This window comes from Blastococcus colisei, assembly GCF_006717095.1.
In the GTDB taxonomy this organism is placed as follows: Bacteria; Actinomycetota; Actinomycetes; order Mycobacteriales; family Geodermatophilaceae; genus Blastococcus_B; species Blastococcus_B colisei.
This window is the reverse complement of sequence record NZ_VFQE01000001.1, coordinates 1,150,990-1,171,409: the sequence shown is the minus strand read 5'-3', so window position 1 is coordinate 1,171,409 and position 20,420 is coordinate 1,150,990. Positions and strand designations below refer to the sequence as shown.

At 72.5% G+C, this 20,420-nt stretch carries 20 protein-coding genes; 12 read left to right on the top strand and 8 right to left on the bottom strand.

The genetic code is table 11. The annotated features are described in order from the left end of the window. Positions 1 to 9: 9 nt before the first annotated feature. Together FHU33_RS05605 and FHU33_RS05600 are read left to right on the top strand one after the other, a co-directional pair. Positions 10 to 1,407 (top strand): neutral zinc metallopeptidase, encoded by a 1,398-nt coding sequence (locus FHU33_RS05605; RefSeq protein ID WP_142024465.1) that lies wholly within the window; start codon positions 10 to 12, stop codon positions 1,405 to 1,407. A 355-nt stretch (positions 1,408 to 1,762) separates the two neighbouring features. After that, the gene (locus FHU33_RS05600) at positions 1,763 to 2,152 is read left to right on the top strand and encodes a hypothetical protein (RefSeq protein ID WP_142024464.1); all 390 of its coding nucleotides are present in this window, start codon (positions 1,763 to 1,765) and stop codon (positions 2,150 to 2,152) included. Between the two features lie 12 nt (positions 2,153 to 2,164). On the opposite strand, the gene FHU33_RS05595 is transcribed toward FHU33_RS05600, so the two are convergent. The 3 genes from FHU33_RS05595 to FHU33_RS05585 form a co-directional block, all read right to left on the bottom strand. After that, positions 2,165 to 3,130, bottom strand: coding sequence for a tetratricopeptide repeat protein (locus FHU33_RS05595; RefSeq protein WP_142024463.1), 966 nt, complete (start codon positions 3,128 to 3,130; stop codon positions 2,165 to 2,167). Positions 3,131 to 3,321: 191 nt separating this feature from the next. Next, positions 3,322 to 5,001, bottom strand: a complete 1,680-nt coding sequence (gene icmA / locus FHU33_RS05590; RefSeq protein ID WP_142024462.1) for a coenzyme B12-dependent isobutyryl-CoA mutase large subunit — start codon at positions 4,999 to 5,001, stop codon at positions 3,322 to 3,324. Positions 5,002 to 5,037: 36 nt separating this feature from the next. Continuing rightward, a complete protein-coding gene (locus FHU33_RS05585; RefSeq protein ID WP_142024461.1) occupies positions 5,038 to 5,562 on the bottom strand; it encodes a MarR family winged helix-turn-helix transcriptional regulator in 525 nt (174 codons plus the stop codon). Positions 5,563 to 5,765: 203 nt separating this feature from the next. Here FHU33_RS05585 and FHU33_RS05580 point away from each other — a divergent pair, with 203 nt between their 5' ends. Then, entirely contained in the window at positions 5,766 to 5,990 is a 225-nt protein-coding gene (locus FHU33_RS05580) for a hypothetical protein (RefSeq protein ID WP_142024460.1), read from the top strand. Continuing rightward, entirely contained in the window at positions 5,987 to 6,541 is a 555-nt protein-coding gene (locus FHU33_RS05575) for a hypothetical protein (RefSeq protein ID WP_142024459.1), read from the top strand. Before FHU33_RS05580 ends, FHU33_RS05575 begins: the two co-directional genes overlap by 4 nt. Before the next feature lie 62 nt (positions 6,542 to 6,603). Here the strand turns inward: FHU33_RS05575 and FHU33_RS05570 are convergent, their stop codons facing one another. The 3 genes from FHU33_RS05570 to FHU33_RS05560 are packed head-to-tail and all read right to left on the bottom strand — an operon-like array spanning position 6,604 to position 10,435. Beyond that, entirely contained in the window at positions 6,604 to 8,073 is a 1,470-nt protein-coding gene (locus tag FHU33_RS05570) for a phytoene desaturase family protein (RefSeq protein ID WP_142024458.1), read from the bottom strand. Between the two features lie 53 nt (positions 8,074 to 8,126). Continuing rightward, positions 8,127 to 9,194, bottom strand: coding sequence for a methylmalonyl Co-A mutase-associated GTPase MeaB (meaB, locus tag FHU33_RS05565; protein WP_246063287.1), 1,068 nt, complete (start codon positions 9,192 to 9,194; stop codon positions 8,127 to 8,129). Between the two features lie 35 nt (positions 9,195 to 9,229). After that, positions 9,230 to 10,435, bottom strand: coding sequence for an acetyl-CoA C-acetyltransferase (locus FHU33_RS05560; RefSeq protein WP_142024457.1), 1,206 nt, complete (start codon positions 10,433 to 10,435; stop codon positions 9,230 to 9,232). Positions 10,436 to 10,644: 209 nt separating this feature from the next. Between FHU33_RS05560 and mce the strand changes: the two genes are divergently transcribed. The 6 genes from mce (at position 10,645) to FHU33_RS05530 (ending at position 16,526) form a co-directional block, all read left to right on the top strand. Next, positions 10,645 to 11,103: a methylmalonyl-CoA epimerase gene (mce, locus tag FHU33_RS05555; RefSeq protein WP_142024456.1), complete on the top strand. Its 459-nt coding sequence runs from the start codon at positions 10,645 to 10,647 to the stop codon at positions 11,101 to 11,103. A 105-nt stretch (positions 11,104 to 11,208) separates the two neighbouring features. Further along, the gene (gene ccrA, locus FHU33_RS05550; protein WP_142024455.1) at positions 11,209 to 12,540 is read left to right on the top strand and encodes a crotonyl-CoA carboxylase/reductase; all 1,332 of its coding nucleotides are present in this window, start codon (positions 11,209 to 11,211) and stop codon (positions 12,538 to 12,540) included. 142 nt (positions 12,541 to 12,682) lie between these two features. Beyond that, positions 12,683 to 13,927: a coiled-coil domain-containing protein gene (locus FHU33_RS05545; protein WP_142024454.1), complete on the top strand. Its 1,245-nt coding sequence runs from the start codon at positions 12,683 to 12,685 to the stop codon at positions 13,925 to 13,927. 104 nt (positions 13,928 to 14,031) lie between these two features. Then, a complete protein-coding gene (locus FHU33_RS05540) occupies positions 14,032 to 14,952 on the top strand; it encodes a hypothetical protein (protein ID WP_142024453.1) in 921 nt (306 codons plus the stop codon). A gap of 85 nt (positions 14,953 to 15,037) precedes the next feature. Then, the gene (locus tag FHU33_RS05535) at positions 15,038 to 15,895 is read left to right on the top strand and encodes a DUF4397 domain-containing protein (RefSeq protein WP_246063286.1); all 858 of its coding nucleotides are present in this window, start codon (positions 15,038 to 15,040) and stop codon (positions 15,893 to 15,895) included. Positions 15,896 to 15,935: 40 nt separating this feature from the next. Beyond that, positions 15,936 to 16,526, top strand: coding sequence for a class F sortase (locus FHU33_RS05530; RefSeq protein ID WP_142024452.1), 591 nt, complete (start codon positions 15,936 to 15,938; stop codon positions 16,524 to 16,526). A gap of 111 nt (positions 16,527 to 16,637) precedes the next feature. On the opposite strand, the gene FHU33_RS05525 is transcribed toward FHU33_RS05530, so the two are convergent. Beyond that, on the bottom strand, positions 16,638 to 16,847 hold the full coding sequence (locus FHU33_RS05525) for a hypothetical protein (RefSeq protein WP_246063285.1): 210 nt from the start codon (positions 16,845 to 16,847) through the stop codon (positions 16,638 to 16,640). Between the two features lie 99 nt (positions 16,848 to 16,946). Next, positions 16,947 to 18,728, bottom strand: coding sequence for a 3-hydroxyacyl-CoA dehydrogenase family protein (locus tag FHU33_RS05520; RefSeq protein ID WP_142024450.1), 1,782 nt, complete (start codon positions 18,726 to 18,728; stop codon positions 16,947 to 16,949). 346 nt (positions 18,729 to 19,074) lie between these two features. On the opposite strand from FHU33_RS05520, the gene FHU33_RS05515 reads away from it, so the two are divergent. Beyond that, entirely contained in the window at positions 19,075 to 20,085 is a 1,011-nt protein-coding gene (locus FHU33_RS05515) for a zinc metalloprotease (protein WP_211355008.1), read from the top strand. 8 nt (positions 20,086 to 20,093) lie between these two features. Beyond that, complete coding sequence (locus tag FHU33_RS24835; protein ID WP_170182332.1) at positions 20,094 to 20,414, top strand: hypothetical protein; 321 nt, start codon at positions 20,094 to 20,096, stop codon at positions 20,412 to 20,414. The last annotated feature ends 6 nt before the right edge of the window (positions 20,415 to 20,420 follow it).

The following is a 20,420-nucleotide window of genomic DNA, read 5'->3' as shown; positions in this document are numbered from 1 at the left end:
CCGTCGGCGATGATGTCGGTCCTGCGCCGCGCCCTGCCCGCCGCCGTCGTCGTCGGTCTGCTGCTGACCGGCTGCAGCACCGAGGTCGTCCGGGGACAGGCCTCGCCCGGGGCGGGTGAGGCCGTCGACGTCTCCGCCGACGCGTTCCCCATCACCGGGGTCAGTGACGAGCCGATCGACCGGTTCGCGCGCAACGCGCTCGCCGACCTCGAGACGTTCTGGATCGCGGCCTACCCGGAGTACTTCGACGAGGAGTACACGCCGCTGCGGAACGGCTACTTCTCCGTCGACTCCGACGCGATCGACGAGGGCGCCTACCCGGAGACCGGCATCGGCTGCGAGGGGTCGCCCACCACACCGGACTCGGTGGCCGGGAACGCGTTCTACGACCCGGCCTGCGACCTCATCGCCTACGACAGGGCCCTCCTGGAGGAGCTCGCCGGCGACTACGGCCGCTTCCTCGTGCCGGTCGTCATGGCGCACGAGTTCGGCCACGCCATGCAGGGCCGGTTCGGGTTCTCCGAGCGCGGCATCCAGGACGAGACCCAGGCCGACTGCCTGGCCGGCGCGTGGACGGCCTGGGTCGCCGAGGGCGAGGCGCAGCACGTGTCCATCAGGACGCCGGAGCTCGACGACGTCGTCCGGGGGTTCCTGCTCCTGCGGGACGACGTCGGCAGCGACCCCGACGACACCCAGGCGCACGGCTCGTACTTCGACCGGGTGTCGGCCTTCTACGAGGGCTTCGACGGCGGGCTGGAGCCGTGCAGGGACGACTTCGGCGCCGACCGGCTGTTCACCGCGGCCGCGTTCGCCAACGACGTCGACTACCTCAGTCAGGGCAACGCCGCGTTCGAGGACCTGGTGGCGATCGTGGACGTCACCCTGCCGGACTTCTGGGGCGAGGTCTTCCCGGCCGCTTTCGGGAGCGACTTCGAGCCGCCGACGGTCGAGGGCTTCCAGGGCACCGCCCCTGCCTGCGAGGGACTGGAGGACCGCGACCTGGGCTACTGCTCCGAGGACAACACCGTCTACGTCGACGAGACCGACCTCGCCACCCCCGCCTACGACGAAATCGGCGACTTCGCCCTGGCGACGGCGATCTCGCTGCCGTACTCGCTGGCCGTCCGCGACCAGGCGGGGCTCTCCACCGACGACGGGGCGGCTACCCGCTCGGCCGTCTGCCTGACCGGCTGGTACCAGGCCCAGTGGTACAACAACGCATTCACCGACGTCCTCCCCGATGCCGCCATCAGCCCCGGGGACATCGACGAGGCCGTGCAGTTCCTGCTGACCTACGGTGTGGACGACCGGGTCTTCCCGAACGTCGACGCCTCGGGCTTCGAGCTCGTGGGCGCCTTCCGCACCGGGTTCCTCGAGGGCGGCGACGCCTGCGAGCTCGAGCGCTGAGAAAGCACGGGAGTTCGCGGCGACGCCGGAACGCCGATGCACCCGGCATGGCCCGCCCGCTCCGGCATCGTCCGGTGTCCGCCGCGCTGGCGGTCACGACCGTCGGGTTGACCGGCTGCGCCACAGTGGTCATCGGCCGGCCGGAGGCGCGGCAGCCACCACCACCGGCCGGGACGACGACTTCCGGCGGCAGGGCAACGCGCCGTACCGCGACCTGATCGGCTACGTCGAGCAGGCGCTGCCCGCCTTCTGGCAGCGCGCCTTCGTCGAGGTCTTCGGCGAGTCGTTCGACCCGCCGGCGCTCGAGCCGTTCGTCGGCACCGCGCCGGGCTGCGCGCCCGATGACCGGGACCTCGTGTACTGCGAGGAGGGCAACCTCGTCGGCTACGACGAACGGGACCTGACCCGGGACGTCTACCGGATCGGCGACTACGCGGTGGCCACCGGTATCGCCGTCCCCTATGCCCTGGCCGCACGCAGTCAGCTGGGCCTGGGTTCCGCAGATCCCGACGCCCTGCGTTCCGCGGTCTGCCTCGCGGGCTGGTTCAGCGCGGCGGTCTTCGACCGCGAGGTGCCGGGTGTACAGGCCTCCCCGGGAGACCTCGACGAGAGCGTGCTGTTCCTGCTCGTGTACGGCGTCGAGGACGACGTCCTGGGAGCGGCCGACCTCTCCGCCTTCCAGCTGGTCGATCTCTTCCGCGCCGGCTTCGTCGAGGGCGTCAGCGCCTGCGACGTGGGCACGTGAGCCGACCGACTGCTAGAACAGGGCAGCCATGAGCTGACGCCGGGCCGCGCCCACCCGCGGGTCCTCGTCACCGACGACCGCGAACAGCTCGACCAGATGGGTGCGTGCCCGGTCGCGGTCCTCGCCGGAGGCGCGCCGGACGACGTCGAGCAGCCGGTCGAAGGCGGCCTCGATGTTGCCCGTGCCCAGCAGGAAGTCCGCGGCCCGGGTCTGCGCGGTGACGTCGTCGGGAGCGGCGTCCGCCGCGGCCAGGGCATCGGGCCCGGCCTCCTCTGCGCGGCGGAAGAGCTGCACCTGCCGCAGCGCCAGGGCCGCCTCCGGGTGCTCCGGTTCGGTGTCGAGGATCGAGCGGTACGCCGCCTCGGCAGCGGCCAGGTCTCCCCGCTCGAGGGCCGCCTCCGCGGCGTCCAGCCGCGGGTCCTCGACGTCGGCCTCGCCGGGTTCGCCCCCGGTCAGCGCACCCCCGGTCGTCGCCTTCACCAGCTCGGTGACGAACTGCCGGGCCTGCTCCTCCGGGATGGCGCCGTTGAACTCCGCGACCAGCTGTCCCTGCCACACCGCCTTGACCGCGGGGATGCCCTGCACCCGCAGACCCTGGGCGAGCGCCGGGTTGGCGTCGACGTCCACCTTGGCCAGCACCCAGGAGCCCCCACCCTCGGCCGCCAGCCGCTCCAGCACCGGGGACAGCTGCTTGCACGGTCCGCACCACTCCGCCCACAGGTCGAGGACGACCGGCACCTGGAAGGAGCGGTCGAGCACCTCCGCCTGGAAGGTGGCCTCGGTGACGTCGACCACCGCCGCACCCGGCGCCCCGCCCGGCACCTCGGCGTCGGGCGGCGGGGCGGCTGCGGCGCGGGCGGCGGCCTCGGAGCGGGCCTTGACGGCGGCGAGGTCGACGGCGCCGGACATGGCGGCCGCCAGCTGTGCCTGCTGGGCCGCAGCCCGTGGGTCGGGACGTCCGGGACGCGTGGGCTGCATGTACCTATTGTCTCCCTACCGGTCGACACCGCGGCCAGGGGCCGTCCCCGACCTGCGCGGAGCCCTTCCGTCGCACAGCCCGGGGAGCCTCCGGCCCCGCCGTGCTGCACGACCCTCGCAGGCGGCTCACGTCCCGTACCGCGACCCAGTGCCGTTCCCGGCTTCTCCGTCGCGGGCCCAGCGAATCCTCGCTAGAACCTTGCGGGTTCGGTGTACTGGCCCCATTCGGCGCGGAGCGCGTCGCAGATCTCGCCCAGGGTCGCCTCGGCGCGGACGGCGTCCAGCATCGCGGGAAGCATGTTCTCCTCCGTGCGCCCGACCTCCACCATCCGCTGCACGGCTGCCCGCGCGGTGTCGTCGTCCCGGGTCTTCCGGCGCCCGGCGAGCTCGGCCTTCTGGTCGAGCTCGACCTGGTGGCTGACGCGGAGGATGTCGAGGGTGTCGTGGGCCTCCACCGACCCGGTCAGGGTGTTGACCCCGACGACCTTCTTGTCGCCCTTCTCCAGCGCCCGCTGGTAGACGAACGCGGCCTCGGCGATCTCGCCGGTGAACCAGCCGTCCTCGATGCCGCGCAGGATGCCCGCCGTCATCGTGCCGTCGGCGCTCATGTCCGTGATGCGAGCGAAGATCTCCTCCGCCTGCCGCTCCATCTCGTCGGTGAGCGCCTCGACGTACCAGGAGCCGCCGAGTGGGTCGGCCACGTTCATCACGCCGGTCTCCTCGGCGATCACCTGCTGGGTGCGCAGCGCGATCTGGGCGGCCTTCGCACTCGGCAGAGCGAGCACCTCGTCGAGGGCGTTGGTGTGCAGTGACTGGGTGCCGCCGAGGATGGCGGCAAGGGCCTCGACCGCCGTCCGGGTGATGTTGTTGTCCGGCTGCTGGGCGGTGAGGCTGACCCCGGCCGTCTGGGTGTGGAACCGCAGTTGCTGGGCCTTCTCCGTCGTCGCGCCGTAGACGTCGCGCAGCCACCGGGCCCAGATGCGGCGAGCCGCGCGGAACTTGGCGATCTCTTCGAAGAAGTCCAGGTGGGAGTCGAAGAAGAACGACAGGCCGGGGGCGAACTGCTCGATGTCGAGGCCGCGGGAGAGCCCGAGTTCCACGTAGGCGAAGCCGTCGGCGAGGGTGAAGGCGAGCTCCTGCGCGGCGGTCGAGCCCGCCTCGCGGATGTGGTAGCCGGACACCGAGATCGGCTTGTAGGCCGGGATGTGCTCGGCGCAGTACTCCATGAGGTCGCCGATCAGGCGCAGGTGCGGCTCGGGCGCGAACAGCCACTCCTTCTGCGCGATGTACTCCTTGAAGATGTCGGTCTGCAGCGTGCCGTTGAGCTTCCCGATGTCGGCACCCTGGCGCTCGGCGGCCACCAGGTACATGCAGAACACCGGGACGGCGGGGCCGCTGATCGTCATCGACGTCGTCGTGGCCTCGAGGTCGATGCCGTCGAAGAGGACGTCCATGTCGGCGGCGGTGTCGATCGCGACGCCGCAGTGCCCGACCTCGCCGAGCGCGCGCGGGTCGTCGGAGTCGCGGCCCATGAGCGTGGGCATGTCGAAGGCGACCGACAGCCCTCCCCCGCCCTCGGCCAGGATCATCTTGTAGCGCTCGTTGGTCTGCTTCGCGTTCCCGAAGCCCGCGAACTGCCGGATGGTCCAGGCCCGGCCGCGGTAGCCGGTGGCGTGCAGACCCCGGGTGAAGGGGAACTCACCCGGATAGCCGATCCGCTCGAAGTTCTCGACGGCGGACTCGTCGGCGGGCCCGTAGACCGGGTCGACCTCGACGCCGGAGAGCGTCGTGAAGTCGGCGTCGCGGACCTTGCCGCCTGCCAGCGCCGCGTCGTACCGCTGCTGCCACCGCTGCCGAGCGTCCTGTCCCATGGTCCGATAGTAGGACGTCCAACTATCCGGCGTCGATCAATCGGCCGGGCCGGCTGCACCTGCCACGTCGCCGGCACCGAGCCGCACCCGCTTGAGGATGTCGAAGAGCGCCGCCCGCTCGTCCTCGGGCACGTCGGCGAGGCCGAAGTCCAGGTCGGTGAGCGCCGCCGTCGCCGTCGTCACCACCTGCCGGCCGCCGTCGGTGATGCAGGCGAGCACGCCCCGGCCGTCGTCCGGGTTCGGCCGACGCACGACGTACCCCGCGGCGACGAGCCGGTCGATCGCGTTCGTGACGCTGGTCGGGTGCACCATCAGCCGGCTGCCGATCACCTTGAGCGGCAGGTTCCCCGTGCGGCTGAACGTGAGCAGCACGAGCACCTCGTAGCGGGCGAAGGTCAGCGCGTGCGGCCTGAGCGCGTCGTCGAACCGGGCCAGCAGGATCTGCTGCACCCGGAAGATGCTCGTCGCGGCGCGCATCGAGGAGGCGGGGCCGAAGTGCTTCTCCCAGGTCTCGCCGGCCCGCTCGATGGGGTCGAAGGGCAGCCCCAGCGGTCGGACCATGCATCGAACGCTACCGGTGCCGGCGCTGCGCCTGTTGCACTGCGGGTTGCCGCCGATATGCGCATGACGGCGGTTGTCAGCGCGGCAGAACCGCCGCCGTGCGTCCGAGCGCGATCCAGGCTGTGGACAGCCCCCGCGGTGTTCTCGCTGGACGCGGCAGGGTGCCGGGGTGACTCGAACTCCCGTCCGACCGGCACAGCTGCGTGCGGCGGCTGTTCCCCGACGTGTACGCCTGCACATCGCTGCCCGTCACCCACCGGCGGCGTGCCCGTGCTGCCGCGGTCCTACTGCTGCCGGGGGCCGTCCTCCGCGGGCGCAGGGCGGCGGTGATGTGGGGAGTCGACCTGGCGGAACGCAACGCGACGACCCCGTCGAGTGCACCCTGGCCGCCGGCCGGCGAGCCGGCGCGGTACGCGGTCTCCAAGTGACCCCCCGCCACCTTGCCGAGGAGGACGTCGTGCGGCGGGACGGCGTCCTCGTCACCACCCCGCTGCGGACGGCGTTGGACCTCGCCCGCATCGAGCCCCCGGACGAGGCGGTGGTGTGCCTGGACCAGTTCCTGCGCTCGCGCCTGGTCACGCCGGCGGACCCGCGGGCGGCGGCCACGGCGACCACCGGCCCGGGCTGTCGAGCGATCCGTCTGGCGGCCGCACGTGCCGACGGGCTCGCCCAGTCGCCTCAGCAGACCCGGCTGCGATTGATGCTGCACCGCGGCCTCCCTGCAGGGGCCCGCCGCGAGCTTGCGAGTGGTGGGGGCAGGGAGGTCCTTTCATTCGGCTGGCCCGAGCGCAAGGTCGCCGTGGAGTACGAAAGCGTCTGGCACGGCGAAGCGCAGCAGGTCGGCAAGGACAGACGGCGGCTGAACCGGCCCACCGCGGCCGGGTGGACGGTGATCTTCGCGACCGCCGCGGATCTGCGCGATCCCGTCGCCCTGGTCGCCCGTATCGCGGCGGCGCTGAACGCGCCGCGATACGCCTGAACGCGGTTGTGCGGCCGGGATGACCGCATCCATGCGCAGATCGGCGAGAAGGACGCGCGAAGTCAGCGGAGGGCGGGGCGCAGTGGCGGGACCTCCCGGACGCCGAAGACCTCGCGCAGGGCCACCTGCGCGGCGTTGTCGCCGCACGCGCCGTGGACCGCCGGCCCGGGCGGGGTGGCGGCCGAGGCGAGGTAGACGCCCGTCACCGGGGTCTTGTAGGTGTTCCAGCGCGGCACCGGCCGGGCCAGCATCTGGCGCAGCGTCGCCTGTCCGTTCGAGATGTCCCCGCCGAGGTAGCTGGGATTCCACTGCTCCATGGCGACGGCGTTCTTCGTGTACCGCTCGACGACGGTGTCGCGGAATCCCGGTGCGAACCGCTCGATCTGGTTCTCGATGGCCTCGGTCATGTCGACGTCGGCCCCGTGCGGTACGTGCACGTAGGCCCAGAAGATGTGCCCGCCCTCCGGTGCGCGGGTGGGGTCGGGCACCGTCGGCTGCACCGCCAGCACGTAGGGCCTGTCGGTCAGCTGTCCCTGGTTGGGTGCCCGCTCACCGGCGATCGTCTCGTCCAGGTCGCCCGCGACGTGGATGGTCCCGGCCCGCCGGACATCGGGGTTCGTCCACGGCACCGGCTCGGACAGGATCCAGTCGATCTTGAAGACACCCGCGCCGTGCCGGTAGCGGGACACCCATCGGCGGTAGCCCTCGTGCACCCGGTCGCCGGCCATCCCGACGAAGGCCTCGGGCGTGGTGTTCAGCAGCACCGCGGGAACGCCGTCGAACTCGCGCAGGTCGGTGACGTGGTGACCGGTCACCACCTCGCTGCCCTGCTCCTCGAGTGCGGCGACCATCGCGTCGGCGAGCTTCTGCGAACCGCCCTCGATGAGCGGCCAGCCGACGTGGTGCGACAGCATCGTCAGGAGCATGCCGAGCGCGGAGGTCAGCGGCTGGCTCAGGTCGAGCATGCCGTGCGCGGCGGCGCCGCCGAGGAGTGCCTTCGCCTCCTCGGTGTCGAAGTACCGGTTCGCCAGCCAGCGCACGTTGGGTAGGCCGTTGAGCCCGAACTGGGCGATCTGCGGCACGCTGCGCGTGGGCAGCCGGCGCAGCCGGCTGGTCAGGAAGAAGTCGACGACATCGGTGCCGTGCTCGACCAGCGGCCCGAACAGCCGCCGGTAGGCCGCCCCGTCCTCGCCCAGTCCTGCGGTGGTCTGCTCGAGCGAGCGGTAGGACAGCGCCGCCCGTCCACCATGGAGCGGATGCGCGAAGTTGATCTCCGGCTGTGCCAGCCGCACACCGCGGCTCTCGGGGTCGAACTCGCGGAAGAACGGAGCGGCCGCCGCCATCGGCTGCACGATCGAGCAGACGTCGTGGTGGTACCCGGGACGCATCAGCTCCTCGGTGCGCATCCCGCCACCGGGACGCTCGGCCGCCTCGACGACCTGGACGCGGAGCCCGGCCGCGGACAACCGGAGTGCGGCCGCCAGACCGTTCGGTCCCGCTCCGACCACCACGGCATCTGCCTTGCCGTTCATCGCCGTAGCCCGTTCATCGGTCCATCCTCACGGGCCGACGTGGGGGGCGCAGGTCAGAGTTGGTCGAGCAGCTCGTCCGCCGCCCGGAAGGGGTCGGACTTCCCCGCCACGACCCGGTCGGCCAGCGTGCCCAGCGCCGCCGAGCCGTGCACGTCGCCCATCCGCTCGCGCAGGGAGGCCAGCGCGATCGCCTCGATCTCCCGCGCCGCCCGCTCGCTGCGCCGCCGGTGCGCCTCGCCCGAGGACTCCAGCCACTGGCGGTGCGCCTCGATCTTCTCGAGCACCTGGTCCATGCCGTTGTCGGTGTCCCGGCTGGCCACCGTCTTCACGATGGGCGGCCGCCAGTGGCCGGCCTCGGAGTGCCGGCCACCCAGGGACAGCATGTAGCGGAGATCGCGGACGGTGGTGTCGGCGCCGTCCCGGTCGGCCTTGTTGACGACGAAGACGTCGGCCACCTCGAGGATCCCGGCCTTCGCCGCCTGGATCCCGTCGCCCATCCCGGGGGCGACCAGCACGAGCGTGGTGTCGGCCAGCGAGGCGATCTCCAGCTCGGACTGCCCCACGCCGACGGTCTCGACGAGCACGACGTCGCAGCCGGCGGCGTCGAGCACGCGCAGTGCCTGCGGGGTGGCCCAGGAGAGCCCGCCGAGGTGCCCGCGCGAGGCCATCGAGCGGATGTAGACCCCGCTGTCGCCGGCGTGGTCCTGCATCCGGACGCGGTCACCCAGCAGGGCACCGCCGGAGAAGGGGGACGACGGGTCGACGGCGAGCACGCCGACGCGCTTGCCGACGGCGCGCAGCGCCCGCACCAGGGCGGTCGTGGTCGTCGACTTGCCGACGCCCGGGGAGCCGGTCAGCCCCAGGACCTGGGCCCGGCCGGTGTGCGGGGCCAGCGCAGCGGCGACCTCGCGCAGGGCGGGGCTGGCGTCCTCGACGAGGGAGATCAGCCGGGCCACCGAACGGGCGTCCCCCTCGCGGGCACGCTCGACCAAGGTGGGGACGTCGGCTGCACGCCGGGAGCGGCGGGTGAGCGATTGCCCCGTCGTGGCGTCGGGGGCGTCCGTCTGGACGGCGAGTCCTTCCGGACTCACGTGACTGCCCTGCTGGCGCTCGTCAGCCACGTGCGCTGAACTGCTCCGTCTCCGGTCGAGCTCGCTCAACTCTTGGCGGGCACGTGCAGGATCAGGGCGTCGCCCTGACCGCCACCGCCGCACAGCGCCGCGGCCCCCACGCCGCCGCCACGGCGCCGCAGCTCGAGCGCCAGGTCGAGCACGATACGGGCGCCGCTCATGCCGACCGGATGGCCGAGGGCGATGGCGCCACCGTTGGGGTTGACCTTCTCGGGGTCGATGCCCAGCTCGCGGGTGGACACGATGCCCACGGCGGCGAAGGCCTCGTTGAGCTCGACCAGGTCGAGATCCGCAGGATCGATGCCCTCGCGCGCGCAGGCCTTCTGGATGGCCCGCGACGGCTGGCTCTGCAGGGTGGCGTCCGGGCCGGCGACGACCCCGTGGGCGCCGATCTCGGCGATCGGGGTGATGCCCAGCTCGGCCGCCTTCTCGGCGCTCATCACCACGACCGCGCAGGCGCCGTCGGAGATCTGCGACGCGGTGCCGGCGGTGATCGTCCCGTCCTTGGCGAAGGCCGGCTTGAGCTTCGACAGGCTCTCGGCGGTCGTGTCGGGGCGGATGCCCTCGTCCTCGCGGAACTCGATCGGGTCGCCCTTGCGCTGCGGGATGAGCACCGGGGTGATCTCCTCGTCGAAGATCCCGTCCTTGGCCGCCCGCGCGGCCTTCTGGTGGCTCGCCGCGGCGAATTCGTCCTGCTCCTCGCGGGTCAGGTCGTACCGCGAGTTGGCCTGCTCGGTGAGCACACCCATCGCCACCTGGTCGAAGGTGTCGGAGAGGCCGTCGTGCGCCATCGAGTCGACGAGCGTGGTGTCGCCGTACTTGGTGCCCGAGCGCGAGTTGGCGAGCAGGTGCGGGGCCTGGGTCATCGACTCCATGCCACCGGCGACGACGACGTCGAACTCGCCGGCGCGGATCAGCTGGTCGGCCAGCGCGATCGCATCGAGGCCGGAGAGGCACACCTTGTTCAGCGTGAACGACGGCACCGACATCGGGATGCCGCCGGCGACCGCAGCCGGGCGGGCCGGGTTCTGGCCGGCGCCGGCCTGGATGACCTGACCCATGATCACGTAGTCGACCTGGTCGCCGGAGATGCCGGCCCGCTCCAGGGCCGCCTTGATCGCGACGCCACCGAGGTCGGCTGCGGAGAAGTCCTTGAGCGAGCCGAGCAGCCGGCCCATCGGGGTGCGGGCGCCGCTGACGATGACCGAGCGGGCTCTGTTGTTCTCGCTCACAGGGGGACCTCCAGTGCCGGGCCGCCGACGCCGGCGACCGTGTCTACAGGGCAGAACGCGCGGACGCGCGGGTCGGACTGCCCCTCAGGATAGGACTGTGCTGAATCGCTGGGTGCAACGAGCGACGGCCCGCCGGATGCCGGTCACCCGGCCGTGAAGCCTGCCACATCGGTGTGACGTCTCAGACGTCTTGGCGGCAAGATGCCCGGGTGACCAACCAGACGCGTGCCGGGCTGCCCGGCGAGCTGTTCACCACCATCGACCACGTCGGCATCGCGGTGCCCGACCTCGACGAGGCGATCGCGTTCTACGCGCAGGCCTTCGGCGTCCGGTCGGTGCACGAGGAGACCAACGAGGAGCAGGGCGTCCGCGAGGCCATGCTCGCCGTCGGCGACGGCGACACCCGCATCCAGCTGCTGGCGCCGTTGACCCCTGAGTCGACCATCGCGAAGTTCATCGGCCGCAGCGGGCCCGGTCTGCAGCAGCTCGCCTTCCGGGTCGACGACGTCGAGGCGGTCAGCGCGACCCTGCGCGAGCGCGGCCTGCGCCTGCTCTACGACGTCCCCAAGCGTGGCACCGCCGACAGCCGGGTCAACTTCGTCCACCCGAAGGACGCCGGCGGCGTGCTCGTGGAGCTCGTGCAGCCGGCGGACCACCCGACCCGCTGACCCGACTCGACCATCCGGTTACCCATCGGTAACATCGCGCCACCCGTACCGCCCGTACCGCCTCCGAGCCGGCCGACGATGGCCACAGATGACCCAGGAGTTCGCGTGAACGAGATCAGGGACGCCATCCTCAGCGACCAGCTGGACGCCGTGGGTGGCCTGGCAGTACCCGAGTCCTACCGCGCGGTGCTGGTGCGCAAGGACGAGCAGGACATGTTCGAGGGCCTCACCACCAAGGAGAAGGACCCGCGCAAGTCCCTGCACGTGGAGGAGGTCCCCACACCGGAGCTCGGCCCGGGCGAGGCGATCGTCGCCGTCATGGCGTCCTCGGTGAACTACAACACCGTCTGGACGTCGATCTTCGAGCCGGTCTCGACCTTCGGCTTCCTGGAGCGGTACGGCCGCGTCTCCGAGCTGACCAAGAAGCACGACCTGCCCTACCACGTGGTGGGCTCCGACCTCGCCGGCGTCGTCCTCAAGGTCGGCCCGGGGGTGAACAAGTGGAAGCCCGGTGACGAGGTCGTCGCGCACTGCCTGTCGGTCGAGCTGGAGGACCCGGCCGGCCACGACGACACGATGATGGACCCGCAGCAGCGGATCTGGGGCTTCGAGACCAACTTCGGCGGCCTGGCCGAGCTGGCCCTGGTCAAGAGCAACCAGCTGATGCCCAAGCCCGGCCACCTCTCCTGGGAGGAGGCCGCCGCCCCCGGGCTGGTCAACTCCACCGCCTACCGCCAGCTGGTCAGCCGCAACGGCGCAAACATGAAGCAGGGCGACACCGTCCTGATCTGGGGCGCCTCCGGCGGCCTGGGCTCCTACGCCACCCAGATGGCCCTCAACGGCGGCGCCATCCCGGTCTGCGTCGTGAGCAGCCCGGAGAAGGCCGAGATCGTCCGGCGGATGGGCGCCGAGCTGGTCATCGACCGCTCCGCCGAGCAGTACGCGTTCTGGAAGGACGAGAACACCCAGGATCCCAAGGAGTGGCAGCGCCTCGGGAAGAAGATCCGGGAGCTCACCGGCGGCGAGGACGTCGACATCGTCTTCGAGCACCCCGGCCGGGAGACCTTCGGCGCCAGCGTCTACGTGGCCAAGAAGGGCGGGACGATCGTCACCTGCGCCTCGACCACCGGCTACATGCACTCCTACGACAACCGCTACCTCTGGATGAACCTGAAGAAGATCCTCAGCTCCCACTTCGCCAACTACAAGGAGGCGTGGGAGGCCAACCGGCTCATCGACAAGGGCCTCATCCACCCGACCCTGTCCAAGGTCTACCCGATGGAGGAGGTCGGCCAGGCCGCCCTCGACGTCCACCGCAACGCCCACCAGGGCAAGGTCGGCGTGCTGACCCTGGCTCCCGAGGAAGGGCTCGGCGTCCGGAACGCCGAGAAGCGCGAGCAGCACCTCGAGGCGATCAACCGCTTCCGTGGAGTCTGAACCCACCCACCCCTGACGGCACCCTGCGCCACGCCCCGGTCCGCAGCCGGGGCGTGGCGCAGGGGACAGCCGGGACTGCTGGTACCGGCGACTCCCCCCGACACGCTGACAGTGCCTCCGCGCGTCTGCGAGGATGGGAGACATGAACGATCCCCGCCGCGATCTGCTGCCGATCCACGAGGCTCAGCACTCGTTCGACGTGGTCCTGCGGGGGTACGACCGCAGCCAGGTGGCCGACACGATCGAGCGTCTCGAGGCCGACTTCCGGGTCGCCCTCGCCGACCGCGACGCCGCAGTCAGCCGCTCGGCCGACCTCGCGGGCCAGCTGTCCGCCCTCCACGGCGAGATCGAGTCGCTGCGCCGCAAGGCCGCGACGGCGTCGGCCCCCACGTTCGAGAACATCAGCGAGCGCATCCAGCACATGCTGCAGCTCGCCGAGGAGGAGGCCGGCGAGATCCGCCGCGCCGCCGAGCTCGACGCCCAGGCCGTCCGCGAGCAGACCGCCGCCGAGGAGCGCGCACTGCTCGAGCGGCACGCCGCCGGGCAGGCCGAGGTCGAGCGGATGCTCACCGAGGCCCACCAGCAGGCCGAGCAGATCGCGCAGAAGGCGCAGCAGCGCGCCGACGAACTCGTCGCCAAGGCCCAGGAGCGGGTGGCCCGCCTCGACGCCGAGTCGCAGGCCCGCCGGGCGAAGGTCGAGGAGGACTTCGACATCGCGCAGCGCGCGCGCCGTGCCGAGGCCGCCGCGGCGGAGGAGGAGCGCGAGCGCGTCTCCACCCAGGCCGCCCGTCAGCGCATCGCCACGGCCGAGCAGCATGCGGCGCAGCTCATCGCCGAGGCGGAGGCCAAGGCCGAAGCGATCCGCGACGTCCGGGACGAGCTCACCAACCGGCTCCTGCAGGCCCGTCAGCTGCTCAGCAGCCTTCCGGACCTCGGCGACCGTCCGCGGCAGTCGTCCCCTCAGCCGCAGCAGCAGGCACAGCCCCAGCAGGCGCCCCCCCGGCACGCACCCGCGGACGCGCAGCCGTCCTCACCCGCGGCCGGCCAGACTCCGGCCACCACGTCGAGCGGCACGTCGCAGGCTGCTCCCGCCGGGGAGACCGAGCGCCGTCCGTCGCCCACTCCGCAGACCGGTGCGACAGCACCGGTCACGGCGCCGGCCCCGGCCATGGCATCCCCCACCGCTTCCCGCGGCGAGGGCGAGGCGGCTGCGGCCCGTCAGCCCACCCGTCCGGAGCCGACGACCCGCCAGCTCCCCATGCCCCCGCGGCCCGGCGCCACACAGGCTCCGGTCCAGGGCCCGCCGACCCAGGCCATCGACCAGCCGGCGGTTCGAGCGGAGAACGCCGACACCGCCGTCCAGCCGGTCTCCCACGGCCGGCTCTGACGCCGGTGGCGTACCACCCGCGGTAGCGAGCCACCGCACCACTGTTCGCGGGACAGCGGCATCCTGGGGGCACAGCCGTCCACGGACGCCGGGGAGGAGGTGCGGTGCCGACCCGCCGTGCACGGCACCGTCCCCGGCACCGCGCCGGGGGTCCGCTCGGCGCAGCACTCGGCAGCCGACGCGGACGGCTCGTCTTCGTGGTGGCGCTCGCCGTGATGCTGGCAGCGGCGGCGGCCGGCCTGCTGGTGGGGCTGGAGCAGGGGGACCGGTCCGACGCCCAGGGCAGCCGACCGACCGGGAGCGCGGCCACCATGACCGCGGGGACGAGGACCGCCCCTGACAGCGCCCCGGTGGCCGGCACCGCCGCGCAGGCTCCCGCTGCGGCTGCCCTCCTGGACTGGGCCGACCGCGAGCTGCCTCCTGGCACACAGCTGCGAGCCGAGGGCGACGTGCGCGACGACCTGATCGTCGCCGGAGCGCCCGACGACCTGGTGGCGACCGACCGGCCCACCGGCCCGGACGACCTCGTCCTCACGGTGACCGACGGCTCCGCAGCGCCCGGTGGCCGGGTGGTCGCCCGCTTCGACGGCCTCGTCCTGGTCGACCCCTCCCCCGGCATCCCGACGGCAGACCACCTCGACCGGCGGCGGACGCTGGCCGAGGCGGTGCTGGCCAACCCCACGACGCGCGCCGCAGAGGAGGCCGCGGGAGTGCTGGGGTCGGCCGACGTGGACATGCGGCTGCTCTCCCTGCTGGCGGTGCTCACCGCCCGGGAAGGCCTCGGCGTGGCCGAGTTCCCTCGGGCCGAGGGCGCCGAGGGGCCGGCGCGCACCGTGCTGCTCGACGCCGTGGGGACCGCGCCGGTCGGCGCCGGCGAGGCGGCCACCGCGGAACTGCGCACCTGGTTGGAGGCCCAGCTGCCGCCCTTCGCCCCCGACCGCGTGGAGGTCACCGACGACGGCGTTCTGCTGTCCTACCGCTACGCATCTGCGCCCGACGCGCTGGTCGCCGAGGCCTCCCCGTGACCCTCGGTTGGACAGGAGTCGCGTGGAGTGGCCGAATGGACCGCAGGGCCTCTTCCGGTCCGCTCCCGAACCTGCTGGAGGAACTGTGGTCCGGTCGACCCGTGTGCTGTCCGTCGTCGCGATGAGTGCCGGCTTCCTGCTCGTCGCCCCCGCGGTGGCGGGGGCCACCGCCGCGGAGGACGGACTGCTGCGCCTGGCCCACCTCTCGCCGGACACCCCGGCGGTCGACGTCTATGTCGACTCGGTCGCCGACCCGGGCGACGGGACGGCGCTGCTCACGGTGCCTGGCGTCGGCTACGGGACCATCTCCGACTACCAGGGCGTGCCCGCGGGGGTCTACACGGTGAGCATGCGGGAGGCCGGCGCCGACCCGACCGCCCCGCCCGTGCTGTCGACCACCGTGGAGATCGGTACCGAGGACGCCCGCACCGTCGCCGGGGTCGGCCGCTTCGCCGACCTCGGCCTGGAGGTTCTCGAGGACGACCTCACGCTGCCGCCGTCCGGCCAGGCCCGAGTGCGGGTCATCTCCGCCGCTGCCGGTGCACCGACCCTGGACGCCTCCGTCGGCGGCACGGGTCTGGCCACCGACCTGGCCTTCGCGGAGGCCGGGAACTACGCCGCCGTGCCCGGCGACGCCGGTGCGCTCCAGCTCACGGTGGACGGCGAGGCCACCGACCTGCCGCTGGACCTGGCCCCGGGCTCGGTGTACAGCCTCTTCGTCCTGGACCGGCCCGAGGGCGGATTGACCGTGCGCACGGTCCTGGACGCCGCGGGCTCGGGCACGGTCCCCACCGGCGGCGTGGAGACGGGAGCCGGCGGGACTGCGGCCGGCGAGCTGGACCCGGCCGTCGTGGGCGGCGCGTTGGGCCTCACGGTCCTCGCCGGCCTGCTGGTGGGCCGGCGGTCGCGCCGCGGTCGGGCCCGGCACGTCGCCCGTTCCTGAGGCGCGTCCGGTGAGCTCCCACCGTCGGCCGCGGCGGCCCGTGCAGCCGCTGCTTTGGCGGCTGCTCGCCGGCACCGCGCTGATCGCCGGCACGGTCGCGCTGGTTCATCCGGGCGCGACCGTCCCGGCGACCGAGGCCGCCGCCACGCCGGTCCCCGTGGTGGCCGAGCGCGGCACCGTGGGCACCGCGGCGCCGCCGGTTCGAGTGCGGGTGCCGGCCATGGGGGTGGACAGCGAACTGCTGCGCTTGCGCACCGACGCCACCGGCACGCTGGTGCCACCGGAGGACTTCGATCGGGCCGGCTGGTTCGCCGACGGTGCCGTGCCCGGCGACGTGGGACCGTCCGTCATCGCCGGTCACGTCGACTCACGGGACGGGCCCGCGGTGTTCTTCCGGCTCGACGAGCTGGTCGTCGGCGACGAGGTGCTGGTCGACCGCGCCGACGGGAGCACGGTCCGTTTCAGCGTCACCGCCACGGAACGTCATCCCAAGAACGAGTTCCCGACCGAGGACGTCTACGGGCCCACGCCCCGGGCCGAGCTGCGACTGATCACCTGCGGCGGTGAGTTCGACCGAGACAGGCGCAGCTACCGCGACAACGTCGTCGTCAGCGCGGTGCTGATGAGGTGATGCAACGGCGTCGTGACGGTCCGTCGCGAGTCTGGTGGCGCACTGGATCGGCCACCCTTCGCCAGTCCCCGCGCCGAGCCTGCGAGGCGTGGGGGGAAGGGTGGCCCTCTTTCACCGCCGGCGGTCCCGCGCCCGCCAGCACGCGGTGTGCCAGTGCCGACGCAGGTCGGCGGCCGACTCGGTGTCCCAGGGATCGAGGTCGGAGTCGCGCGCGTACGCCGCCCAGGTCACCACGTGCGGCGTCCCGGGCCGGATCTCCTGATCGCACCCCGGGCAGCGGTAGGCCTTCCCCGTGGCGGCACCGGTGACCGGACGGACCACCCAGTCGCCGTCGGCCGCCTGCTCGACCTGCTCAGTCCGCCGGGCCGGTCCGCGATCCGGGGATCGCGGACCGGCGCTCGGCCGGCGGCGGGGCACGTCTCAGCGGCCGGCGTAGTCCCGGAACCCGCGGCCGGTCTTGCGACCCAGGTAACCGGCGGTGACCAGGTGCTCGAGGAGCGGCGCCGGGGCGAAGCCGGGCTCGCGGAACTCGGTGTAGAGCTCCTTCTCGATGGCCAGGGAGACGTCGAGGCCGACGACGTCCAGCAGCTCGAAGGGGCCCATCGGGTAGCCACAGCCGACCTTCATGGCCGCGTCGATGTCGTCGGCGGTCGCGTAGTGCGCCTCGAGCATCTTCACGGCGTCGTTCAGGTACGGGAAGAGCAGGGCGTTGACGATGAATCCCGCGCGGTCGGTGCAGGACACCGCGTGCTTGCCGAGCTTCGCGCTCACCGCGTGTGCGGTGGCGGCCACGTCGGGCGCCGTGGAGATCGTGCTGACGACCTCCACCAGCTTCATGACCTGTGCGGGGTTGAAGAAGTGCATGCCGACGACTGAGGCCGGGCGGCCGCTGGCTGTGGCGCACTCGATGACCGGCAGGCTGGACGTGGTGGTGGCCAGCACGGCGCCGGGCCTGGCGATCTCACCGAGGTTGGCGAACAGCGCCTCCTTGACCCCCAGCGACTCGACGACGGCCTCGATGATCAGGTCGCGGTCGGCCAGGTCGTCGAGCGACGTCGTCCCCGAGACGCGGGCGAGGATCTGGTCCTTGACGGTCTCCTCGAGCCGGCCGCGCACGACCTGCTTGTCGAGGGACTTGGTGAGCGCCGTGGTGACCGCGTCCACCTTCTCGGGCGACCGGGCGACGAAGCGCACGTCGTAGCCGCCCTTGGCCACGACCTCGATGATGCCGGTGGCCATGGTGCCGGATCCGACGACGCCGACGGTCGCGACGTCGCGGGCGCCCTCCGCGGCCCCGCCCGCGGCAGGGGTGGCCGCGTCGGCCACGACCTCGGCGGAGCCGGGCTCGGCGTAGGAGTAGAAGCCGCGGCCTGACTTCCGGCCCAGCAGCCCCGCGGTCATCATCTGCTTGATGACGGGGCTGGGCGCGTGCAGCCGGTTGCGCGACTGCTTGTACATCGTGTCGAGGATCTCGTAGGCGGTGTCGATGCCGATGAGGTCCATCAGCGCGAGCGGGCCCATCGGCAGGCCGCAGCCCAGCCGCATGGCGGCGTCGATGTCCTCGCGGCTGGCGTAGCGGTTCTCGTACATCGAGACGGCGTGGTTGAGGTAGCCGAAGAGCAGCGCGTTGGCGATGAAACCGGCCTTGTCGCCGATCGTGACGTCGACCTTGCCGAGCCGATCGGCCAGCGCCTCGACGTCCTCGACCACTGACGGCTCCGTGACGACGGTGCGCACCACCTCGACCAGCTTCATGACCGGGGCGGGGTTGAAGAAGTGCATCCCGATGACCTTGCTCGGCCGGCCGGTCACGACCGACAGCTCGGTGACCGAGAGGCTCGACGTGTTGGTCGCCAGGATGGTGTCCGGCGGGCAGATCTTGTCGAGCTTGGCGAAGACGTCGGCCTTGAGCTCCATCCGCTCGGGGATGGCCTCGATGACGAGTTCGGCGTTCGCGAGGTCCTCGAGCGACGTGCTGAAGCGGATCCGCTCGAAGATGGTGTCCCGGTCGGCGGGGTCGAGCTTGCCGCGGCTCACGGCACGGTCGGTGGACTGCTCGACGTGCCCGCGGCCGCGCGCCAGTGCCTCGTCGGTGACCTCCACGGCCGTGACCGACAGGCCCGCCCGTGCGAGCACCTCGGCGATGCCGGCACCCATGGTGCCCAGCCCCACGACGCCGACCTCGTTCAGTTCCCTGGCCACGTTGCCCTCTCCTCCCACCGGCGGTGATCGCGGGCAGTCTCTCACCCGCGCCGCACCGCACGCCCGGTGGCTACCCGCCGGTAACCCCGTCGCGCCCGGCGGACCGGCGTCCGGCCGTCGTGCACACGACGCAGGGAACGGCCCCACAGCCGGTCGTCGGGCCCTATCCTGACCGCCGTGGACGAGCCGCCTCGCGGCCGACAATCCCCGGCCCGGAGCCGGTCCCACGCCGGTCAGAGCGCGAGTTCCCGGCCCGTCCCACCGTTGCCGCCCGCAGGTCGGCGGTCGACGCGAAGCCGCCCGGGGGGCACGGCGCCCCGTGGGGAACGAAGGGACGGCGACAGGCATGACCGACAACGAGAACACCGCGCCGGGTTCGGGCAGCACCGCCAGGGGCCCCGACGTCGTCAGCCCGCGCCGGCCCCAGGGCGACGTCCCCGCGCGGCGGGGGTGTGGCGCGATGACCGTCCACCGCCGGCTGCTCAACGAGTCGTCCGCCTACCGCGACGCGCGGTCGGCCATCGAGAACGGCACGCTGGCCTTCCTGGCGGCCGGTGGCACAGAGCGCTTCGGGGGCGTCGTGCGCATCCCCGTCGTCGTGCACGTCGTCTGGAACACCGACGCGCAGAACATTCCCGACGAGCAGGTGCACAGCCAGATCGACGTGCTCAACCAGGACTTCCGCGCCACCAACGCGGACAGGGACATCGTCCCGGAGCCCTTCTCGAGGCTGATCGCCGACACCCGCATCGAGTTCGCGCTGGCGACGACCGACCCGGACGGGCAGCCGACGTCGGGAATCACCCGCACGCGCGCCGACGTGACCGCGTTCGACTCCGACGACCGGGTGAAGAGCGCAGCCACCGGCGGCGTCGACCCCTGGCCGGCGGACCGCTACCTCAACATCTGGGTGTGCCAGCTCGGGGGCGGCCTGCTCGGGTACGCGCAGTTCCCGGGAGGGCCGCCGGAGACCGACGGCGTGGTCTGCCTGCACACCGGCTTCGGGACCACGGGCACCGCCAGCGCGCCGTTCGACCTGGGTCGGACGACGACCCACGAGATCGGCCACTACCTGAACCTGTTCCACATCTGGGGTGACGACGGCACCGGGTGCGCGGGCACCGACGAGGTGGCGGACACCCCGAACGCCGGCGGACCCAACTTCGGGGTGCCGTCGTTCCCGCACGTCACCTGCGGCAACGGTCCGCACGGCGATCTGTTCTACGACTACATGGACTACACCGATGACCGCGGGATGGTGATGTTCACCGGCGGCCAAGCCGCTCGCATGGCCGCCTGCCTCGACGGCGTCCGCAACTCGCTGGGGCAGACCTCCAGCATGGCCACCCCGGTCTAGGCCCAGCGATGCCGACGCCTCTGCCGGGCCTGGCGAAGCGCTGGATGCACTCGTTCGAGGAGGACCACGGGGACGTCGCGGTCTACCGGCCCTCCGACTACGCGTTCCCCCCGGCCCGAGGGCGGGACGGGATCGAGTTCTCCGACGACGGCTCGTTCACGGAGTGGGCCGTGGGCCGGGGGGATGCCCGGGAGCCGGTGCCCGGTCGGTGGGAGACGGCCGCGGGCGACACGGTGGCGGTGAGCACGGACCGGGGCGGCCAGCAGGTGCTGGAGGTCGTGCACCTGGGGCCGGACCGGCTCGAGGTCCGACGGAGGGCCGATGACTGAGAGGAG